The sequence below is a fragment of the Staphylococcus sp. GDY8P57P genome (assembly GCF_017892585.1).
GTDB classification, from domain to species: domain Bacteria; phylum Bacillota; class Bacilli; order Staphylococcales; family Staphylococcaceae; genus Staphylococcus; species Staphylococcus borealis.
Genome location: NZ_JAESLK010000009.1, coordinates 35,223 through 55,570, shown reverse-complemented (window position 1 = coordinate 55,570; position 20,348 = coordinate 35,223). Strand labels below are relative to the sequence as shown.

Genomic DNA, 20,348 nt, shown 5'->3' with positions numbered 1-20,348 from the left:
CTTTGTTGGGGCCCCGCCCGCAAGGATGACTAGAACTGAAAAAAGCTTGATTTAAGCGCATTTTCAGTTCAGTCAGCTACTGCGAATTTGCAAAATAGCATAATCATATTATTTATGTCCCAGGCCCACTCCTAATTTCTATTGGCGATTGAATGCGCCTATAATTTTAACACTGAAGTCCAATGTTTCTAAAATTGAAATAACTTTATCAAGTGCTTCACTTTTACCTATATCGGTTTGAACAAAGAAACGATACATTCCTAGTTGCGTCTTAAGCGGTCTAGATTCTATCCATGATAAATTAATATCAAATAATGCAAAAGTATTAAGTATACTAGCTAATAGGCCAGCTTTGTCATGTTTCGGTGTGATTAATAACAACGTGCTAGAAGCTGTTTCACTATAGTGTTCATCACTTTTAACAACTAAAAAACGCGTAACATTGTGCGGATAGTCTTGAATGTGTGCATCAATTGGTTCGAAACCATATGCTTCGCCACTACCTAGTGGCGCAATAGCAGCAACATGTGTATCGATTTTCTCCAAACTTTGTATTGTACTGTCGACGTAATCATATAAGAAATGATGTCGGTGTATATATTGGCTGGTCTGACTAATCGCAGGTGCGATAGAATATACCTTTTCAATATCCTCCAGTGAAGTACCTTTAAGCGCGTATAGGCCAAAATTTATATCTAAATGAATTTCACCATGAGCATAAATGTCTTCTTGTGCAAGCGCATCTGCAACAATATTAATTGTTCCTTCAATTGAATTTTCAATAGGGACGATACCCACAGCATTGCTATGACTGTTAACTGCTTTAATTACCTCATAGAGATTGGATTTAGGAGAATATGTAACCTCTTCCTCTGATAAATAAGTTTTAGCTGCTAAGTATGAAAAAGTCCCTTTAGGGCCTAAATAATATAAACGCATCTTTGTTCATCACCTCGAATGATTGAACACTAGTGGAACGGACACTTCATTGACTGTGATGTCTTATAGTGAAAATTAGGATCCTTGATTTCATTATTATAACCATGATGATAGTTTGAAGTTAGGGTTGGTGAAAGTGGTGGTGCTAACCATGACCATTTTCCTGTAACATCACGATGATGTGCGTGTTCTTTTTCTTCAAATAATTGAAATTGTTTAGATGCAGTTAGATGATCTACAATTGAGACACCTTGAGATTTGAATGAATGATACACTGCATAATTTAATTCAACTAGCGTTCGATCTTTATTAAAAGAATTATTCTTAAGTGTACCAAATTCAAACGCTTCTGCAACACTTTCAAGTAAATTATAACGGTAAGGGTCTGTGAAATTGCGCACTGCAATTTCAGTTACCATATACCACCCATTAAATGGAGCAGTTGGATACGTGATACCACCAATTTTTAAATCCATATTCGAAATGATAGGAACACCGTACCATTTTAAATTTAGTTGTTTCAATTTTGGGTACTGATCATGTTCTATATTAACTTCTTTTACTAATTCATGGGGTAACTCATATAGTTTAATTGAATCATTAGGTAACTGGTAAATGAGTGGTAGTACATCAAAGTCTGTGCCTGCACCTTTCCATCCTAAATGTTCGGCCAATTGTGTTACTTCTCGTTCAAATGGATCACCACAATGTTCATAGCCTGCATACCTAATAAGTTGATTATTAAATATACGTGGTGCTTGATCAGGTGAAAAAATCGTTATATATGGTTTGATTTTACCATCATTCGTTGCATGTTTTAGATGATGGTTGATAGCATTAATAAAATCAAGCTCATTGTCAACGTTTCTTGCATCTTCTACATGGAGAGAATCCCAGAATAAGCGCCCAATACAACGATTAGAATTACGCCAAGCAAGTTTTGCACCATACGCTAATTCGTCAAACGTATGTGTATATGTACCTGTATATTGAATCTCTTCTTCTATTTCTTTTAATCTATTATCGCGTTGCGATGCATTGTAATTAAGTTCGTGATACATCGTTTCGATAAAACGTCTCGCTTCTTCTAATAACATAAGACCACCTCGGTTCATATTATAATCTAGACAATCAATTAACTCATTCAATTACATATATTGTCACGAATTTGTCTAATTGATATATTTTTTATTTTAAAAGTATCAATTAGATGTGAATACGCACTTCTAATGAATTATGATAAAATGTACTAAAACATCGTTAGGAGAGATTGTGGTGTATCGATACGAAGATGACAGTTTAATGTTACATAATGACTTGTATCAAATTAATATGGCAGAAAGCTATTGGAATGATGGTATTCACGAACGAAATGCAGTATTTGACTTGTATTTTAGAAATATGCCTTTTGAGAGTGGCTATGCAGTATTTAATGGATTAAAAAGAGTAATTCAATTTATAGAACATTTTCATTTTAGTGATTCTGATATTGCGTATTTACAGTCGATTGGTTATAAAGATGATTTCTTGAACTATCTAAAGAACTTAAAGTTCACTGGTAATATACGTTCAATGCAAGAAGGTGAATTGTGCTTCGGTAATGAGCCATTACTTCGAGTAGAAGCACCATTAATTCAAGCACAACTTATAGAAACAGTATTATTAAACATAATTAACTTCCATACGTTAATTTCAACTAAAGCAAGTCGAATCCGTCAAGTTGCACCTGATGATACTTTAATGGAATTTGGAACACGACGTGCACAAGAATTGGATGCAGCACTATGGGGGGCACGTGCTGCCTATATTGGCGGTTTTGATTCTACGAGTAATGTGAGATCAGGTAAATTATTTGGTATACCTGTTTCTGGTACGCATGCACATGCACTCGTTCAGACATATGGTGATGAGTATAAGGCGTTTAAAATCTATGCAGAACGTCATAAAAATTGCGTTTTCTTAGTAGATACGTTCCATACATTGAAATCCGGTGTGCCTACAGCGATTAAAGTGGCTAAGGAATTAGGGGATAAAATCAATTTCATTGGGATACGTTTAGATTCTGGTGATATTGCTTATTTATCTAAAGAAGCACGTAGAATGTTAGATGAAGCGGGATTCAAAGATGCTAAAATTATTGCATCTAATGACTTAGATGAACAAACAATTATGAGTTTAAAATCTCAAGGCGCTAAAGTTGATTCATGGGGTGTAGGCACTAAATTGATTACCGGTTATGATCAACCCGCTTTAGGTGCAGTGTATAAGCTTGTAGCAGTTGAAGATGATAACGGTCAATATATTGATCGAATCAAACTTTCTAACAATGCTGAGAAAGTAACTACACCAGGTAAGAAAAAGGTATATCGCATCATTAATACAAAAACAGGTAAAGCTGAAGGCGACTATATTACGTTAGAACATGAAAATCCTAATACAGAGAAGCCTTTAAAAATGTTCCATCCAGTTCACACATACAAAATGAAACATATTAAACACTTTGAGGCGATTGATTTACATCACTCCATTTTTGAAAATGGTAAATTGGTTTATCAATTACCGAGTGAAAAAGAAGCACAAGACTATTCTAAGCATGCGCTATCTAAATTGTGGGATGAAAATAAACGCTATTTAAATCCTCAAGAATATCCGGTTGATTTAAGTACTGCTTGTTGGGATAACAAACATAAACGTATATTTGAAGTTGCAGAACACGTGAAAGAAATGGAGGAGGACAATGACTAATTTACAAGATATCGTAGTCAAAGAAATGAAAGTGAAACCAACGATTGATAGTGAACAAGAGACGCGTGACATTATACAATTCATAAAAAATTATGTACAATCACATTCATTTATTAAATCTTTAGTATTAGGCATTTCCGGTGGTCAAGATTCAACGTTGACTGGTAAATTGGCACAGATAGCGGTTGAGGAATTACGTAAAGAAGGGCGAGCGTGTCAATTTATCGCTGTGAAATTACCTTATGGTGTTCAAAAAGATGCTGAAGAGGTCGAAGACGCGCTAGACTTTATTCATCCTGATGAAATCATAACCGTTAACATTAAACCAGCTGTTGATCAAAGTGTTCAATCGTTAAGCGAAGCCGGCATTACATTAACAGATTTTCAACGTGGTAATGAAAAAGCCCGTGAACGTATGAAAGTTCAATTTTCAATTGCATCTAATCGAAGTGGCATCGTCATAGGAACTGATCATTCAGCTGAAAATATTACCGGATTCTATACGAAGTATGGTGATGGTGCTGCCGATATTGCGCCAATCTTCGGTCTGAATAAAAGACAGGGAAGACAATTATTGAAATATTTAGATGCACCAAAACATTTATACGAAAAAATCCCTACAGCAGACTTAGAGGATGATAAACCTCAACTACCTGATGAAGAAGCATTGGGTGTTACGTATGATGAAATAGATGATTATTTAGAAGGCAAGGACGTGTCAAGCGAAGCACGTGATACGATTGAAAATCACTATATCAAAAATGCCCATAAACGTGAATTAGCATATACACGTTACACTTGGCCAAAAAATTAAAAACATTTACTAGTGACAAAATAAACATTCACTGATAAAATTATTTCGATTTTAGATATCCATGTAAGAAAAGGGGATTAGTATGTCAGTGATAACTTCAAATCCATGGTCAATGGTATTAGCGATATTCGTTATCAACGTTTTCTACGTCACATTTTTAACTATGCGTACGATATTAACGTTAAAAGGGTATCGTTATATGGCGGCGGCAGTCAGCTTCCTTGAAGTATTAGTATATGTAGTTGGTCTTGGTATGGTGATGTCTAGTTTAGACCAAATTCAAAATATTTTTGCTTATGCGTTTGGTTTCTCTATAGGGATTTTAGTTGGAATGAAAATCGAAGAAAAACTCGCTTTGGGTTATACAGTAGTAAACGTGACATCATCGGAGTATGAGATTGATTTACCAAATGAATTGAGAAATTTAGGTTATGGTGTTACACACTACGCAGCACACGGTCGTGATGGTAGTCGAATGGTAATGCAAATATTAACGCCAAGACGTTATGAACGTAAATTAATGGAAACAGTGCGCAATTTAGATGCGAAAGCATTCATCATAGCGTATGAACCTAGAGCGATTCATGGTGGCTTCTGGACGAAAGGTGTTCGTACTCGAAAAGTTAAAGCATATGAAGTTGAAGAAATTGAAAGTGTTGTGGAACATGATGAAATTCAAAGTAAATGACAATGAAACCATCTCAGAATGTCTATCACGTATGCGTGAAGAAGGGTATATGCCAGTTAAACGAATTGAAAAACCAATATATACTGAAGATGAAGAGGGTAATATCGTTGTTCTAAGACAAGATATTCAATTTGTTGGTAAGAAACTTTAATATTAAAATTAATGAAATATAGCTTGAATAAGAGTGAAAAGAAGGGTGTTCAAAACTTCTTTTCACTCTTTTTATAGTTCTATTGTTAATAGATGAGTGTATTATTTAAAAGAAATCTATTATACTAAGTTTGTAAAAAAAGATTTATACATTTGATATATAATCTGTTAAACTAAAATTGAAGTCTTAAAGACGAACTATTTTAGATAATTTACGTTTAATGTACAGTTTTGAATTATAAATTTTATACATAGAATAGGAGATTAGAAATGATTGATCGTTATTCAAGAGAAGAAATGGCAAATATTTGGACTGATCAAAACAGATACGAAGCTTGGTTAGAGGTTGAAATCTTAGCTTGTGAAGCTTGGAGTGAATTAGGCCACATTCCTAAAGAAGATGTACAAAAGATAAGACAGAACGCTAAAGTTGATGTGCAACGCGCACAAGAAATTGAACAAGAAACACGTCACGATGTTGTTGCTTTTACAAGACAAGTTTCAGAAACTTTAGGTGAAGAACGTAAATGGGTACACTATGGTTTAACTTCAACAGATGTCGTTGATACAGCACTAAGTTATGTAATTAAACAAGCTAACGAAATTATAGAAAAAGATATTGAGCGTTTCATAGATGTTTTAGAACAAAAAGCAAAAAAATATAAATATACATTGATGATGGGGCGTACTCACGGTGTACACGCAGAACCAACGACGTTCGGTGTTAAAATGGCATTGTGGTACACTGAAATGAAACGAAATTTAAAACGATTCAAAGAAGTTCGAAAAGAAATTGAAGTGGGTAAAATGAGTGGCGCAGTTGGTACGTTTGCTAATATTCCACCTGAAATAGAACACTATGTATGTGAACACTTAGGTATTGATACAGCACCAGTTTCAACACAAACATTACAACGTGATCGTCATGCATACTATATCGCTACGTTAGCTTTAATAGCTACATCACTTGAAAAATTTGCTGTCGAAATTCGTAATTTACAAAAAACTGAAACACGAGAAGTTGAAGAAGCATTTGCAAAGGGCCAAAAAGGTTCATCAGCAATGCCTCATAAACGTAATCCTATTGGTTCAGAAAATATCACAGGTATTTCTAGAGTAATCAGAGGGTATATTACTACTGCATACGAGAATGTGCCATTATGGCATGAACGTGATATCTCTCACTCTTCAGCTGAACGTATCATGTTACCAGATGTTACAATTGCGCTGAATTATGCATTAAATCGTTTTACAAACATTGTAGATAGATTGACTGTGTTTGAAGATAATATGAGAAATAACATCGATAAAACATTCGGATTAATCTTCTCACAACGTGTATTATTAGCATTAATCAATAAAGGCATGGTTCGTGAAGAAGCTTATGATAAAGTACAACCTAAAGCGATGGAATCTTGGGAAACGAAAACACCTTTCCGTCAATTGTTAGAGAAAGATGAAACGATTACAAATGTACTTTCTAAAGATGAATTAGATGAATGTTTCAACCCTGAACACCATTTAAATCAAGTTGATACTATTTTCAAACGTGCAGGATTAGAATAATAAGTGACTGTTTTCATTTAAAATACTACACTTTAACTATTTAATGCGTTAAAATGAGAGTATATTGAAAACGGATTATAGGGGTTGTTTGAGATGCAAATAGAGAAATTACGAGGACAAGCGTTAGATGAACTTTTTGATGCAATTCTTACACTTGAAAATAGAGAAGAATGTTATCAATTCTTTGATGATTTATGCACTGTTAATGAACTTCAATCGTTATCTCAAAGACTACAAGTTGCTAAGATGATTAAACAGGGCTATACCTATGCTACTATCGAAAAGGAATCTGGCGCCTCAACAGCAACAATTTCCAGAGTGAAACGTTCATTACAATGGGGTAATGATGCGTATACGATGATTTTGGAACGACTAAATATAGAAACGAAAAAATAATATATCATAACGTTAAACGCAAAGTTATAACGTGAATTGCTCCCTTCGAAACGGTCATTCATATGAATGTTTTGGAGGGAGCATTTTATCTGTACGTTCAATGCGAAGGGATAACTGTTTATAAATATAGGTTTAAAATTAATTTTTTTCACAAGTGTAACTGCAAATAATTATAATTTGTTTTCCTTATAAACTGTATAAATTCCAATGATTCTATTTAGAATTGGCACCCTAAAAATGATATAATTTGGTGTATGTTAAAAAAAGGAGTTAAGGGATTATGTATGACATTAAAGCGTGGCAACATGTGTTCAAATTAGATCCTGCAAAAGAAATTAGTGATAACGATTTAGATACACTATGTATGTCAAATACAGATGCTATCATGATTGGTGGCACAGATAATGTTACTGAAGATAATGTCATTCATTTGATGAGTAGAGTAAGAAGATATCCATTACCATTAGTTCTTGAAATATCTAATATTGAAAGTATTATTCCGGGCTTTGATTTTTATTTTGTACCTACAGTGTTAAATAGTCAGGATACGACATATCATAACGGGATAATGCATCAAGCCTTGAAACAATTCGGTTTTATGGTTAATTTTGATGAAGTTGTGTTAGAAGGTTATCTCGTGCTTAATCCAAATAGTAAAGTAGCACAACTAACACAGGCTAATACGAATTTAGATATTGAAGATGTAGAGGCATATGCACAAATGGTTAATGAGATGTATAAATTGCCAATGATGTACATTGAATATAGTGGAGAATATGGTGATGTTGCGACGGTTGAAGCTGCATCACGTTTATTAACGAATACGCAACTGGTGTATGGCGGTGGTATTACGTCTATTGAACAAGCTAGAGAAATGTCACAACATGCAGACACTATTGTAGTAGGTAATATTATTTATGAAGACATTAAAAAAGCGATAAAAACAGTAAAAATAAAAAAGGAGTCTAATAAATGAATTCATTAGTTGATCATATGAATAAAGAGCAAAGTGAAGCGGTAAGAACGACAGAAGGTCCATTGTTAATTATGGCCGGCGCTGGTTCAGGTAAAACGAGAGTGTTAACGCATCGTATCGCCTATTTATTAGATGAAAAAGACGTTTCTCCTTACAATATATTAGCGATCACTTTTACTAATAAAGCCGCTAAAGAAATGAAAGAACGTGTTGAACAATTAGTAGGTGAAGAGGCACAAGTGATTTGGATGTCTACCTTCCACTCTATGTGCGTAAGAATATTGCGACGTGATGCAGATAGAATAGGCATTGAACGTAATTTTACAATTATTGATCCAACCGATCAAAAATCTGTCATTAAAGATGTCCTAAAAAATGAAAATATCGACAGTAAACGTTTTGAACCAAGAATGTTTATTGGTGCAATTAGTAATTTGAAGAATGAACTCAAAACACCTGAAGATGCAATTAATGAGGCGAATGATTTCCATTCACAAATGGTTGCTACGGTTTATAGTGGATATCAACGTCAATTGACGCGTAATGAAGCACTTGATTTTGATGATTTGATTATGAAGACAATTCAGCTATTTGAACGTATTCCAGATGCACTTGAATACTATCAGAACAAATTCCAATACATTCATGTAGACGAATACCAAGATACGAACAAAGCGCAATATACTTTAGTGAAGTTATTAGCTAGTAAATTCAAAAATCTTTGCGTAGTTGGTGACTCAGATCAGTCTATTTATGGCTGGAGAGGTGCAGATATTCAAAATATCTTATCATTTGAAGAAGATTATCCTAATGCTAAAACAATATTTTTAGAACAAAATTATCGTTCGACTAAGACGATTTTAACTGCAGCCAATGAGGTCATCAAACATAATTCAGAGAGAAAACCAAAAGGGTTATGGACAGCAAATACAGGTGGCGAAAAAATCAAATACTATGAAGCAATGACAGAACGTGATGAGGCTGAATATGTAGTTAGAGAAATTATGAAGCACCGTAAAGCTGGAAAAGATTATAGTGATATGGCAATACTTTATCGAACAAATGCTCAATCACGTGTCTTAGAGGAAACATTTATGAAATCTAATCTTCCTTATACGATGGTTGGTGGTCAAAAGTTCTATGACCGTAAAGAAATCAAAGACTTACTAAGTTATTTAAGAATAGTTGCCAATAGTAATGACGATATCAGTTTACAACGTGTCATTAATGTGCCTAAACGCGGCATTGGCCCTTCATCTGTTGAGAAAATTCAACGCTATGCGATGGATAATAATATTAGTATGTTTGATGCTTTGGCAGAAGTAGACTTTATTGGTCTTTCGAAAAAGGTAACGCAAGAATGTATTAAGTTTTATGAACTGATTCAAAACTTAATCAAAGAACAGGAATTTTTAGAAGTAAGTGAAATTGTTGTTGAAATCTTAGATAAATCAGGATATAGAGACATGCTTGAACGTGAACAAACGATAGAGTCACGTAGTAGATTAGAGAATATCGATGAGTTTATGTCCGTACCAAAAGATTATGAAGAGAATACCCCTTTAGAAGAACAATCACTTATTAACTTTTTAACAGATTTATCATTAGTGGCGGATATTGATGAAGCGCAAATTGAAAATGGCGTAACACTTATGACAATGCACTCAGCGAAAGGATTAGAATTCCCAGTCGTATTCTTAATGGGAATGGAAGAATCACTATTTCCTCATATTCGTGCAATTAAGAGTGATGACGACCATGAAATGGAGGAAGAACGTCGTATTTGTTATGTGGCCATAACTAGAGCTGAAGAAGTATTGTATATTACGCATGCGACATCCCGTATGTTGTACGGTCGTTCACAATCTAATATGCCTTCAAGATTCTTACGTGAAATTCCTGAAGATTTATTAGAAACGCCAGCTAAGCAACAACGTCAAACGATTACGCCTAAAACATCAAAACAACCTAAACGTGGATTTAGCAAACGTACTACATCATCAAAAAAACAAGTTTCAGCTTCTGACTGGAATGTTGGAGATAAAGTGACTCATAAAGCATGGGGCGAAGGCATGGTAAGCAATGTCAATGAGAAAAATGGTTCTGTTGAATTGGACATTATATTTAAATCAGAGGGGCCTAAACGTCTCTTAGCACAATTTGCGCCAATCGAGAAAAAGGAGGATTAATGTATGGACAATATCCAAAATCGTGTGAAAGCGTTACATGATTTATTGAATCAATATGGCTATGAATATTATGTACAAGATAATCCTTCTGTACCTGATAGTGAATACGATAAATTATTACGTGAATTAATCGATATTGAAGAAGCACACCCTGAATTAAAATCACCTGATTCACCTACCGTTCGTGTAGGTGGAGAGGTGCAATCATCGTTCGAGAAAGTGAACCATGATACACCAATGTTAAGTTTAGGTAATGCTTTCAACGAGCAAGAGCTGCGTCGATTTGATCAACGTATTCGTGAACAAGTTGGTAAAGTTGAATATATGTGTGAATTGAAAATTGATGGTCTAGCTGTATCACTCAAATATGTAGATGGTCGTTTCGTTCAAGGTTTGACACGAGGTGATGGAACGACAGGGGAAGATATCACTGAAAATTTACGTACCATACATGCGATTCCATTGAAAATTAATGAGCCGCTTAGTTTTGAAGTGCGTGGTGAAGCTTATATGCCACGTAGTTCTTTCATAAGACTCAATGAAGAAAAAGAAAAAAATGATGAACAACCATTTGCGAATCCACGTAATGCTGCAGCAGGTTCATTAAGACAACTCGATCCGAAACTAGCTGCTAAACGTAAATTGAGCGTATTTTTATACAGTGTTAATGATTTTACAGATTTTAAAGCAACCACTCAAAGTGGTGCGTTAGATGAGTTAGATCGCTTAGGATTTAAGACAAATCATGAACGTGCACGTGTTGATGATATTGAAGGTGTATTAGCATACATAGAAAAATGGACAAATCAACGTGAACAACTACCTTATGATATTGATGGTATTGTAATAAAAGTAAACGACATAGAGCAACAAGATGAAATGGGATACACACAGAAATCTCCAAGATGGGCTATTGCATATAAGTTCCCAGCAGAAGAAGTAGTTACAACATTACAAGATATTGAGTTAAGTATTGGTAGAACAGGCGTTGTGACACCAACGGCAATTCTCAATCCAGTACGTGTTGCTGGAACAACAGTTTCTAGAGCATCACTACATAATGAAGATTTAATACGTGAACGTGATATTAGAATTGGAGATAGCGTCGTAGTTAAAAAAGCTGGTGACATCATTCCAGAAGTTGTAAGAAGTATCACGGAGCGTCGTCCTGAAGGTACGTCACCTTATTCTATGCCTACGCATTGTCCAAGTTGTGGTCATGAATTGGTAAGAATCGAGGGTGAAGTTGCATTACGTTGTATTAATCCAAAGTGCCAAGCACAACTAGTTGAAGGGTTAATTCACTTTGTATCACGTCAGGCAATGAATATAGATGGTTTAGGCACAAAAATAATCCAACAACTCTATCATCATGAAGTGATTAAAGATGTGGCTGACATTTTCTACTTAACTGAAGATGATTTATTACCACTAGAGCGCATGGGTTCTAAAAAAGTAGACAATTTACTTAAAGCTATTGATGATGCTAAAGCCAATTCATTAGAGCATTTGCTATTTGGTTTAGGTATTCGCCATCTAGGTGTAAAAGCGAGTCAAGTTTTAGCTGAGAAATATGAAACAATGGATCGTTTGCTTGAAGTGACCGAAGAGGAACTTATTAGTATACATGACATTGGTGATAAATTGGCACAATCAGTAGTGACTTATTTAGAAAATGAAGATATAAAAGCATTGATTGAAAAATTAAAAAACAAAGATGTCAATATGGTTTATAATGGAATTAAGACGTCGGACATAGAAGGTCACCCTGATTTTAAAGATAAAACCATCGTTTTAACAGGAAAATTACAACAGTTAACACGCAAAGAAGCATCCGCTTGGTTAGAATTACAAGGTGCGAAAGTTACAAGTAGTGTAACAAAAAATACGGATTTAGTAATTGCGGGTGAAGATGCTGGTTCTAAATTAACTAAGGCTGAAAAGTTTGGTACTGAAATTTGGACAGAAGAACAATTTGTGGCAAAACAAAATGAAATATCAAGTTAGAGGAGAACGGCAATGAAGCGGACCCTATTTTTAATTTTAACGTCGCTTGTGCTGTTAGCGGCATGTGGCAATGACAATGATAATAAAAATAATCAATCTGTAAATAAGCAAGAAACAAAATCAGACTCAAATAATGTTAAGACAATAGCAACAGATAAAAATGTACAAGGTGATAATTACCGTACGATTCTGCCATTTAAAGAAAGCAAGGCGCGTGGCGTATTACAAGATAATATGGCAAATAGCTACAATGGTGATGATTTTGAAAGTGGTTTATTGAAATTAAGTAAAGATGTCTTTCCAACTGACGACTATCTATATCAAGACGGTCAATATTTAGATAAAGATACAATTAATAGTTACTTAAATCCTAAATACACTAAAAAAGAAATAGATAAGATGAGTGATAAAGAGAAGGAATCAAACAATGCGAGTGAAAATTTAGGTTTGAATCCATCACATAAAGGTGAGGATGATCCAGAAAAAATCGCAGAACAATCACCTGCGTATTTATCTAACATACTTGAACAAGATTTCTATGATAGTAGTGATACTAAAGGCAAAAATATAAAAGGTATGACAATTGGTTTAGCCATGAATAGTGTTTATTACTATCAAAAAGAAAAAGATGGAGAAACTTATAGTAAAGAACTTGATGATAAGGAAATTGAAAAACAAGGTAAACAAATGGCATCCGAAATCTTAACGAGATTAAGAGCCAATGATGACCTTAAAGATATTCCTATTCATTTTGCGATTTATAAACAATCAGATCAAAATTCAATTACTCCAGGTGAATTCATCGCCAATACTACAGTGGATGATGACCAAACTAAAATTAATAAATGGAATAAAATTGATCAAGTTTCAGCACTCTTACCTTCATCAACAGCTGAAAAGTATAATGAGAATTTAAATAATAATTTCAAGCAATTCAATAATAATCTACAATCTTACTTTACTAATTTTACGCAAGCAGTAGGTAAAGTGAAATTTGAAGGTAAGAAACCAACCCAATTAACAATAGACTTACCGATTGATTACTATGGTCAAGCTGAGACGATTGGTATTACGCAGTATGTTACAGAACAAGCGCAGAAATATTTTGATAATATCGATAGTTATGAAATTCGCATTAAAGATGGCAATACGCCAAGAGCTCTAATTAGTAAATCTAAAGAGGACAAAGAACCTCAAGTTCATATTTATAATAATTAATTAAAAAACTACGGATAATGCCTAAATGATAGGCTATCCGTAGTTTTTAATATAATCATGCTATTTTTCACGAACAATTGATTTAACTTTCTCAATGTCTCGTTCAACAAAGTCACCAGGATGTTGCGTTAACAAACTAACAACATAGGTAACAATAACACTAACTAAGAAACCTGGAATGATCTCATACATGCCAAAAATTTCATTGATACCAGCTAGAGGTTTAATCCATACAATCCAAATAATGACCACGAGCGCACCAGCTACCATACCACTAATCGCACCAGCTCGAGTTAACTTCTTCCAGTAAAGTGAGAATAATACTAATGGACTGAAAGATGCGCCAAAGCCTGCCCAAGCATTACCAACCAAATTCAGAATTGTGTCATTAGGAGACCATGCAATTGCGATAGCAACAATGGCAACCGCTAATACAGAAAGTCTACCAACCAATACGAATTCTTTTTGATGTGATTTTGCGCGTTCTTCACCACGAATTAATTTATAGAAGTCTTCTGTTAAGGAACTTGAAGTAACCAATAATTGTGATGAAATCGTGCTCATAATTGCTGCAAGAATGGCAGCCAATAAGAAACCACCTACTAACGGGTGAAATAAAATTTGACTCATAATGATGAATAACGTTTCAGGATCATCCATCTTAACGTGATTGTCTGGTATAAACGCAATACCAGTTAAACCAACGCCTACAGCACCTAGTAGGCCAACAGTCATCCAACTAATACCTAATCGACGTGCTTTAGGTAACATTTTATGTGACTTTATAGACATAAATCTTACAATGATGTGAGGTTGACCAAAATAACCTAGACCCCAAGCAAATAGAGAAATAATACCAAGTGTAGTCGTACCTCTAAATAAGTCCATATTCGTTGGTTTCATTTCAGCTACTCGAGAAAAAGTATCCCAACCATTAAGTTGCAACATAGCAACGATAGGAACCATAACCATCGCGATTAACATAATGACGCCTTGGAAGAAATCGGTAATCGATACAGCCAAGTAACCTCCGAAGAAAGTATAGGCAATCACGATGACAGCAACGAGTAGTAATCCAAAGTGATAGTTTAATCCAAATGCACTTTCAAACAGCTTACCACCCGATACAAAGCCAGAGTGAGTATACAATGTGAAGAATACTACAATGATTAAACCAGAAATAATTTTAATAATATTTTCTTTATCATTAAGTCGATTTTTGAAGAAATCAGGAAGGGTGATTGCATCGCCTGCCACTTCTGTATACACTCTCAATCTTGGTGCCACAATAAGGTAGTTGACATAGGCACCTAATGTAAGTCCGATTGTTATCCAAATTGCTGATAAGCCTGTGCTATAGACTGAACCTGGAAGCCCCATAATCATCCAACCGCTCATGTCTGATGCACCGGCAGATAATGCTGTAATATATGGTCCGATATTTCGACCACCAAGCATATATTCACTTAAGTTACCCGTAGCTTGCTTGTAGCCGTAATAACCAATAATAAGCAAAATAATAAAATAAACCGCAATCATTATGTATGTTTGCCAATTGGTATTCACTTGACTAGGCAAGCTTGCTCCTAAAATAAGCATATAGAAATACCCCCTTTGATTTTAATGAAGTAGATGCATAGATGTTCAATAAACTTTGATAAATTTTAAATACATATGTATGCAACCTTTTTAATTAATTTAGTTACATGTAATATTATACAATGTGATGAATGGTTTAGAGAAGTGTTAATTTTTATTTTTAAAAAGAAAAACACTTTAAACACTTAATAATAAAGGGTTTTTAAAAAGTGAAATTTAACAATCTTATTGTGTTTGATGTGAATATTTAAATGTTTAATGTCCTTAAATGCAAAATATAGACCACATATATCTCGAAAATTATAATTGAGTTACATCATTTGTGGTGCAAAAAGATCTTGTTTTTCTATCAATGAACCATTCACAATGGTTTACCGTAGTGTTGATTCAATAAATATTTAGATTTTTAAGTGAAAATTTGATACAATTTTATGATGAATGAGTAATAAGGAGGCTTTTAATAAATGACTAAAGTTACACGCGAAGAGGTTGAACATATAGCACATTTAGCAAGACTTCAAATTTCTGAAGAAGAAACTGAAGAAATGGCTAATACACTTGAAAGTATCTTAGATTTTGCTAAGCAAAATGATACAGCAGATACAGAAGGTATTGAACCAACGTATCACGTATTAGATTTACAAAATGTGTTACGTGATGATGAAGCAATCGAGGGCATTCCTCAAGAACTTGCATTAAAAAATGCTAAAGAGACAGAAAATGGTCAATTCAAAGTACCAGCTATCATGAATGAGGAGGAAGCTTAAGATGAGTATTCGTTATGAATCAGTTGAAAAATTATCAGAAATGATTAAAAACAATGAGATTAAGCCTTCAGAAGTTGTCAAAGACATCTATGATGCAATTGAAGAAACGGATCCTACAATTAAATCATTTTTAGCATTAGATAAAGATAATGCAATTAAAAAAGCTAAAGAATTAGATGAATTACAAGCAAAAGGCCAAATGGAAGGTAAATTGTTTGGTATTCCAATGGGAATCAAAGACAACATTATTACTAAAGACGTGGAAACAACATGTGCAAGTAAAATGTTAGAAGGATTTGTTCCTATTTATGAATCAACTGTAATGAATAAATTACATGATGAAAATGCCATTTTAATCGGTAAACTTAACATGGATGAGTTTGCTATGGGTGGTTCTACAGAAACATCATACTTTAAACAAACAGTTAATCCATTCGATCATAAAGCTGTACCAGGTGGTTCATCTGGTGGTTCAGCAGCAGCAGTTGCAGCGGGATTAGTACCGTTTAGTTTAGGGTCAGATACTGGTGGCTCAATTCGTCAACCAGCAGCATATTGTGGTGTCGTAGGAATGAAACCAACCTATGGACGTGTTTCACGTTTCGGATTAGTTGCATTTGCATCATCACTAGATCAAATAGGACCAATTACACGTAATGTTAAAGATAACGCTATCGTTTTAGAAACGATTTCTGGCGTTGATAGAAATGACTCTACAAGTGCACCAGTTGAAGACGTTGACTTCACGTCAGATATTGGTAAAGATATTAAAGGTTTAAGAGTAGCGTTACCAAAAGAGTATTTAGGTGAAGGTATCAATGAAGATGTTAAAGAAGCTGTTAAGAATGCAGTTGAGACACTTAAATCTTTAGGTGCAGAAGTTGAAGAAGTTTCACTTCCAAATACTAAATATGGTATTCCATCATATTATGTTATTGCGTCATCTGAAGCATCAGCAAACTTAGCTCGCTTTGATGGTATTCGTTATGGTTACCATTCTAAAGAAGCTCAAACATTAGAAGAATTATATAAAATGTCTAGATCTGAAGGTTTTGGAGCTGAAGTTAAACGCCGTATCTTCTTAGGTACTTTCGCGTTAAGTTCTGGATATTATGATGCATACTATAAAAAATCACAAAAAGTTAGAACATTGATTAAAAATGACTTTGATAAAGTATTTGAAAACTATGACGTAGTTGTAGGACCAACAGCACCAACGACTGCATTTAACTTAGGTGATGAAATTGATGATCCTTTAACTATGTATGCTAATGACTTATTAACTACACCTGTTAACTTAGCTGGTTTACCAGGTATTTCTGTTCCTTGTGGGCAATCAAACGGTAGACCAATCGGCTTACAATTTATCGGTAAACCTTTTGATGAAAAGACGTTATATCGTGTGGCATATCAATATGAAACACAATTCAACTTACATGACGCATATGAAAAATTATAAGGAGTGGAAATAATGCATTTTGAAACAGTTATCGGACTTGAAGTTCACGTTGAGCTAAAAACAGACTCAAAAATGTTCTCTCCATCACCAGCACATTTTGGAGCTGAACCTAACTCAAATACAAATGTTATTGACTTAGCATATCCTGGTGTATTACCAGTCGTTAATAGACGTGCTGTAGACTGGGCTATGCGTGCATCAATGGCTTTAAATATGGACATTGCGACAAATTCTAAATTTGACCGTAAAAACTATTTCTATCCAGACAATCCAAAGGCATATCAAATTTCTCAATTTGATCAACCTATCGGCGAAAATGGATATATTGATATCGAGGTAGATGGTGAAACAAAACGTATTGGAATCACACGTCTTCACATGGAAGAAGATGCTGGTAAATCAACACATAAAGATGGTTATTCATTAGTTGACTTAAACCGTCAAGGTACACCATTAATCGAAATTGTTTCTGAACCGGATATCAGATCTCCAAAAGAAGCATATGCTTACCTAGAAAAATTACGTTCAATCATTCAATACACTGGCGTATCTGACTGTAAAATGGAAGAAGGCTCATTACGTTGTGATGCCAACATTTCATTACGTCCTTATGGACAAAAAGAATTCGGTACTAAAACTGAATTGAAAAACCTTAACTCATTTAACTATGTAAGAAAAGGTTTAGAATATGAAGAAAAACGCCAAGAGGAAGAATTATTAAACGGTGGTACTATTGGACAAGAGACACGACGTTTCGATGAATCAACTGGCAAAACAATCTTAATGCGTGTTAAAGAAGGTTCAGATGACTATCGTTACTTCCCAGAACCTGATATCGTACCTTTATACGTTGATGATGAATGGAAAGCACGCGTACGTGAAACAATTCCTGAATTACCAGACGAACGTAAAGCGAAATACGTTAATGATTTAGGATTACCAGAATACGATGCCCACGTCTTAACACTTACTAAAGAAATGTCAGATTTCTTTGAAGGTGCTATAGACCAAGGTGCCGATGTTAAATTAACATCTAACTGGTTAATGGGTGGCGTTAATGAATATTTAAATAAAAATCAAGTTGAGTTACAAGATACTCAATTAACGCCAGAAAACCTTGCTGGTATGATTAAACTTATTGAAGACGGTACAATGAGTAGTAAAATCGCTAAAAAAGTTTTCCCAGAGTTAGCTGAAAATGGTGGAGATGCTAAACAAATTATGGAAGACAAAGGTTTAGTACAAATCTCTGATGAGGCTACTTTAACTCAATTTGTTACAGAGGCGTTAGACAATAATCCACAATCAGTTGAAGATTATAAGAATGGTAAAGGCAAAGCGATGGGCTTCTTAGTTGGTCAAATTATGAAAGCATCTAAAGGCCAAGCTAACCCTCAAAAAGTAAACCAAATTTTAAAACAAGAATTAGATAAACGCTAATTAGATTATGCATTTGTATGTCATTCAATGATTAATTAACAGTCTGCGAAAAAATAATATAATAATGCTATTTAGCAAATTCGCAGTAGCTGACTGAGCTGAGAAGGCGCTTAAATCAAGCTTTTCACAATTTTAAAAGAATTCTGTCCCGCTCCCTTTTAATTTTGGTACATTTTAAGCGCTAGCACCCGGTGTAATATAAGATTTACAATCACCATATGACTGATAATATATAGGATGTATTTCAAAGTTTATTGATTTAAATACTTCCAACTCTCTTATAAATCATTTAATATAAGAATATGTATAAAAAGATGAGGGATAATTTATGAGAAAACGTGCAAGAATCATTTATAATCCAACTTCTGGAAAGGAACTCTTCAAAAGAACTTTACCAGATGTTTTAATAAAATTAGAACGTGCCGGTTACGAAACAAGTGCTTATGCAACAGAGCGTGAAGGAGACGCAACACTTGAAGCGGAACGTGCACTTAAAAGAGATTATGATATTATCATAGCTGCTGGTGGAGATGGCACGCTTAATGAAGTGGTAAATGGTATCGCGGAGCAACCTAATCGCCCCAAATTAGGCATTATTCCTATGGGGACGGTGAATGATTTCGGTAGAGCCTTACATTTACCAAGCGATATTATGGGGGCGGTTGATGTCATCATTGATAATCATACAACGAAAGTTGATATTGGTAAGATGAATAACCGCTACTTTATCAATTTAGCAGCCGGCGGACAATTAACGCAAGTGTCCTACGAAACGCCAAGTCGCTTAAAGTCTATCGTGGGTCCTTTCGCGTATTACATTAAAGGTTTTGAAATGTTACCTCAAATGAAAGCGGTAGATTTAAGAATAGAATATGATAATCAAGTCTTTCAAGGTGAAGCATTATTGTTCTTATTAGGACTTACGAACTCTATGGCAGGCTTTGAGAAATTAGTTCCGGACGCGAAATTAGACGATGGTCATTTTACATTGATTATTGTTGAAAAGGCTAACTTGGCTGAATTAGGACATATCATGACATTAGCGTCTCGCGGAGAACACATCAAACATCCAAAAGTCATCTATGAAAAGGCAACATCTATTAATATTTCATCATTTACAGAAATGCAATTGAATGTAGATGGAGAATATGGCGGTAAATTACCAGCTAATTTCTTGAATTTAAAGCGTCATATCGAAGTATGCACACCAAAGGATATATACAACGAGGAGTTAACTGAAGATCAGCAAGTTGAAGATGGTATCATTGAAGAAAAACCATCAAATGAAGAGATTATAAGAAATAATGAAATATCAGAGTAATTTATACAGTTGAAGAGGTTGAGCAATAGTTTTAATATCTTGGGTATGAAAAACAAACCTAGGTTAAACTACTC

17 protein-coding genes are annotated in these 20,348 nt (G+C 34.5%); 14 read left to right on the top strand and 3 right to left on the bottom strand.

The window, feature by feature from the left end:
• Window positions 1–138: 138 nt before the first annotated feature.
• Both KA878_RS04100 and KA878_RS04095 read right to left on the bottom strand, forming a co-directional pair.
• Window positions 139–939, bottom strand: coding sequence for a prephenate dehydratase (locus tag KA878_RS04100; RefSeq protein ID WP_075108564.1), 801 nt, complete (start codon window positions 937–939; stop codon window positions 139–141).
• 29 nt (window positions 940–968) lie between these two features.
• Window positions 969–2,036 (bottom strand): nitric oxide synthase oxygenase, encoded by a 1,068-nt coding sequence (locus KA878_RS04095; protein ID WP_193839963.1) that lies wholly within the window; start codon window positions 2,034–2,036, stop codon window positions 969–971.
• Window positions 2,037–2,214: 178 nt separating this feature from the next.
• Here KA878_RS04095 and KA878_RS04090 point away from each other — a divergent pair, with 178 nt between their 5' ends.
• The 10 genes from KA878_RS04090 to KA878_RS04045 all read left to right on the top strand — a co-directional run bounded on the left by KA878_RS04090 (window position 2,215) and on the right by KA878_RS04045 (window position 13,688).
• Window positions 2,215–3,684: a nicotinate phosphoribosyltransferase gene (locus KA878_RS04090; protein WP_075108566.1), complete on the top strand. Its 1,470-nt coding sequence runs from the start codon at window positions 2,215–2,217 to the stop codon at window positions 3,682–3,684.
• On the top strand, window positions 3,677–4,498 hold the full coding sequence (gene nadE / locus KA878_RS04085) for an ammonia-dependent NAD(+) synthetase (protein ID WP_075108567.1): 822 nt from the start codon (window positions 3,677–3,679) through the stop codon (window positions 4,496–4,498). The genes KA878_RS04090 and nadE overlap by 8 nt, the downstream gene beginning before the upstream one ends.
• 82 nt (window positions 4,499–4,580) lie before the next feature.
• Entirely contained in the window at window positions 4,581–5,186 is a 606-nt protein-coding gene (locus tag KA878_RS04080; RefSeq protein ID WP_053030392.1) for a DUF2179 domain-containing protein, read from the top strand.
• On the top strand, window positions 5,167–5,337 hold the full coding sequence (locus tag KA878_RS04075; protein WP_070855045.1) for an NETI motif-containing protein: 171 nt from the start codon (window positions 5,167–5,169) through the stop codon (window positions 5,335–5,337). Before KA878_RS04080 ends, KA878_RS04075 begins: the two co-directional genes overlap by 20 nt.
• 269 nt (window positions 5,338–5,606) lie before the next feature.
• Window positions 5,607–6,902 (top strand): adenylosuccinate lyase, encoded by a 1,296-nt coding sequence (purB, locus tag KA878_RS04070; RefSeq protein ID WP_193839147.1) that lies wholly within the window; start codon window positions 5,607–5,609, stop codon window positions 6,900–6,902.
• 93 nt (window positions 6,903–6,995) lie between these two features.
• The gene (locus KA878_RS04065; protein ID WP_011275350.1) at window positions 6,996–7,298 is read left to right on the top strand and encodes a YerC/YecD family TrpR-related protein; all 303 of its coding nucleotides are present in this window, start codon (window positions 6,996–6,998) and stop codon (window positions 7,296–7,298) included.
• Window positions 7,299–7,578: 280 nt separating this feature from the next.
• Window positions 7,579–8,274 carry a heptaprenylglyceryl phosphate synthase gene (gene pcrB / locus KA878_RS04060; protein WP_193839148.1) on the top strand — a complete coding sequence of 232 codons (696 nt, stop codon included), beginning with the start codon at window positions 7,579–7,581 and terminating at the stop codon, window positions 8,272–8,274.
• A complete protein-coding gene (gene pcrA / locus KA878_RS04055) occupies window positions 8,271–10,463 on the top strand; it encodes a DNA helicase PcrA (RefSeq protein WP_053030389.1) in 2,193 nt (730 codons plus the stop codon). Before pcrB ends, pcrA begins: the two co-directional genes overlap by 4 nt.
• A 3-nt stretch (window positions 10,464–10,466) precedes the next feature.
• Window positions 10,467–12,470 carry an NAD-dependent DNA ligase LigA gene (gene ligA / locus KA878_RS04050; RefSeq protein WP_075108570.1) on the top strand — a complete coding sequence of 668 codons (2,004 nt, stop codon included), beginning with the start codon at window positions 10,467–10,469 and terminating at the stop codon, window positions 12,468–12,470.
• 12 nt (window positions 12,471–12,482) lie between these two features.
• Window positions 12,483–13,688 (top strand): CamS family sex pheromone protein, encoded by a 1,206-nt coding sequence (locus KA878_RS04045; RefSeq protein ID WP_193839149.1) that lies wholly within the window; start codon window positions 12,483–12,485, stop codon window positions 13,686–13,688.
• A gap of 60 nt (window positions 13,689–13,748) precedes the next feature.
• Here KA878_RS04045 and putP read toward each other — a convergent pair whose 3' ends face one another.
• On the bottom strand, window positions 13,749–15,287 hold the full coding sequence (gene putP, locus KA878_RS04040; RefSeq protein WP_075108572.1) for a sodium/proline symporter PutP: 1,539 nt from the start codon (window positions 15,285–15,287) through the stop codon (window positions 13,749–13,751).
• A gap of 464 nt (window positions 15,288–15,751) precedes the next feature.
• On the opposite strand from putP, the gene gatC reads away from it, so the two are divergent.
• The 4 genes from gatC to KA878_RS04020 all read left to right on the top strand — a co-directional run bounded on the left by gatC (window position 15,752) and on the right by KA878_RS04020 (window position 20,274).
• Window positions 15,752–16,054 carry an Asp-tRNA(Asn)/Glu-tRNA(Gln) amidotransferase subunit GatC gene (gene gatC / locus KA878_RS04035; RefSeq protein ID WP_011275356.1) on the top strand — a complete coding sequence of 101 codons (303 nt, stop codon included), beginning with the start codon at window positions 15,752–15,754 and terminating at the stop codon, window positions 16,052–16,054.
• Between the two features lies 1 nt (window position 16,055).
• On the top strand, window positions 16,056–17,513 hold the full coding sequence (gene gatA, locus KA878_RS04030; protein ID WP_053030385.1) for an Asp-tRNA(Asn)/Glu-tRNA(Gln) amidotransferase subunit GatA: 1,458 nt from the start codon (window positions 16,056–16,058) through the stop codon (window positions 17,511–17,513).
• A 12-nt stretch (window positions 17,514–17,525) separates the two neighbouring features.
• Entirely contained in the window at window positions 17,526–18,953 is a 1,428-nt protein-coding gene (gene gatB / locus KA878_RS04025; protein WP_070855034.1) for an Asp-tRNA(Asn)/Glu-tRNA(Gln) amidotransferase subunit GatB, read from the top strand.
• 328 nt (window positions 18,954–19,281) lie between these two features.
• Window positions 19,282–20,274 (top strand): diacylglycerol kinase, encoded by a 993-nt coding sequence (locus KA878_RS04020; RefSeq protein ID WP_053030383.1) that lies wholly within the window; start codon window positions 19,282–19,284, stop codon window positions 20,272–20,274.
• Window positions 20,275–20,348: the final 74 nt, after the last annotated feature.

Excerpts from the sequence above, each read along its gene's own strand:
- KA878_RS04100 (WP_075108564.1), bottom strand. The coding sequence starts at position 939 with ATGCGTTTATATTATTTAGGCCCTAAAGGGACTTTTTCATACTTAGCA.
- KA878_RS04095 (WP_193839963.1), bottom strand. The coding sequence starts at position 2,036 with ATGTTATTAGAAGAAGCGAGACGTTTTATCGAAACGATGTATCACGAA.
- nadE (WP_075108567.1), top strand. The coding sequence starts at position 3,677 with ATGACTAATTTACAAGATATCGTAGTCAAAGAAATGAAAGTGAAACCA.
- KA878_RS04080 (WP_053030392.1), top strand. The coding sequence starts at position 4,581 with ATGTCAGTGATAACTTCAAATCCATGGTCAATGGTATTAGCGATATTC.
- KA878_RS04075 (WP_070855045.1), top strand. The coding sequence starts at position 5,167 with ATGAAATTCAAAGTAAATGACAATGAAACCATCTCAGAATGTCTATCA.
- purB (WP_193839147.1), top strand. The coding sequence starts at position 5,607 with ATGATTGATCGTTATTCAAGAGAAGAAATGGCAAATATTTGGACTGAT.
- KA878_RS04065 (WP_011275350.1), top strand. The coding sequence starts at position 6,996 with ATGCAAATAGAGAAATTACGAGGACAAGCGTTAGATGAACTTTTTGAT.
- pcrB (WP_193839148.1), top strand. The coding sequence starts at position 7,579 with ATGTATGACATTAAAGCGTGGCAACATGTGTTCAAATTAGATCCTGCA.
- pcrA (WP_053030389.1), top strand. The coding sequence starts at position 8,271 with ATGAATTCATTAGTTGATCATATGAATAAAGAGCAAAGTGAAGCGGTA.
- ligA (WP_075108570.1), top strand. The coding sequence starts at position 10,467 with ATGGACAATATCCAAAATCGTGTGAAAGCGTTACATGATTTATTGAAT.
- KA878_RS04045 (WP_193839149.1), top strand. The coding sequence starts at position 12,483 with ATGAAGCGGACCCTATTTTTAATTTTAACGTCGCTTGTGCTGTTAGCG.
- putP (WP_075108572.1), bottom strand. The coding sequence starts at position 15,287 with ATGCTTATTTTAGGAGCAAGCTTGCCTAGTCAAGTGAATACCAATTGG.
- gatC (WP_011275356.1), top strand. The coding sequence starts at position 15,752 with ATGACTAAAGTTACACGCGAAGAGGTTGAACATATAGCACATTTAGCA.
- gatA (WP_053030385.1), top strand. The coding sequence starts at position 16,056 with ATGAGTATTCGTTATGAATCAGTTGAAAAATTATCAGAAATGATTAAA.
- gatB (WP_070855034.1), top strand. The coding sequence starts at position 17,526 with ATGCATTTTGAAACAGTTATCGGACTTGAAGTTCACGTTGAGCTAAAA.
- KA878_RS04020 (WP_053030383.1), top strand. The coding sequence starts at position 19,282 with ATGAGAAAACGTGCAAGAATCATTTATAATCCAACTTCTGGAAAGGAA.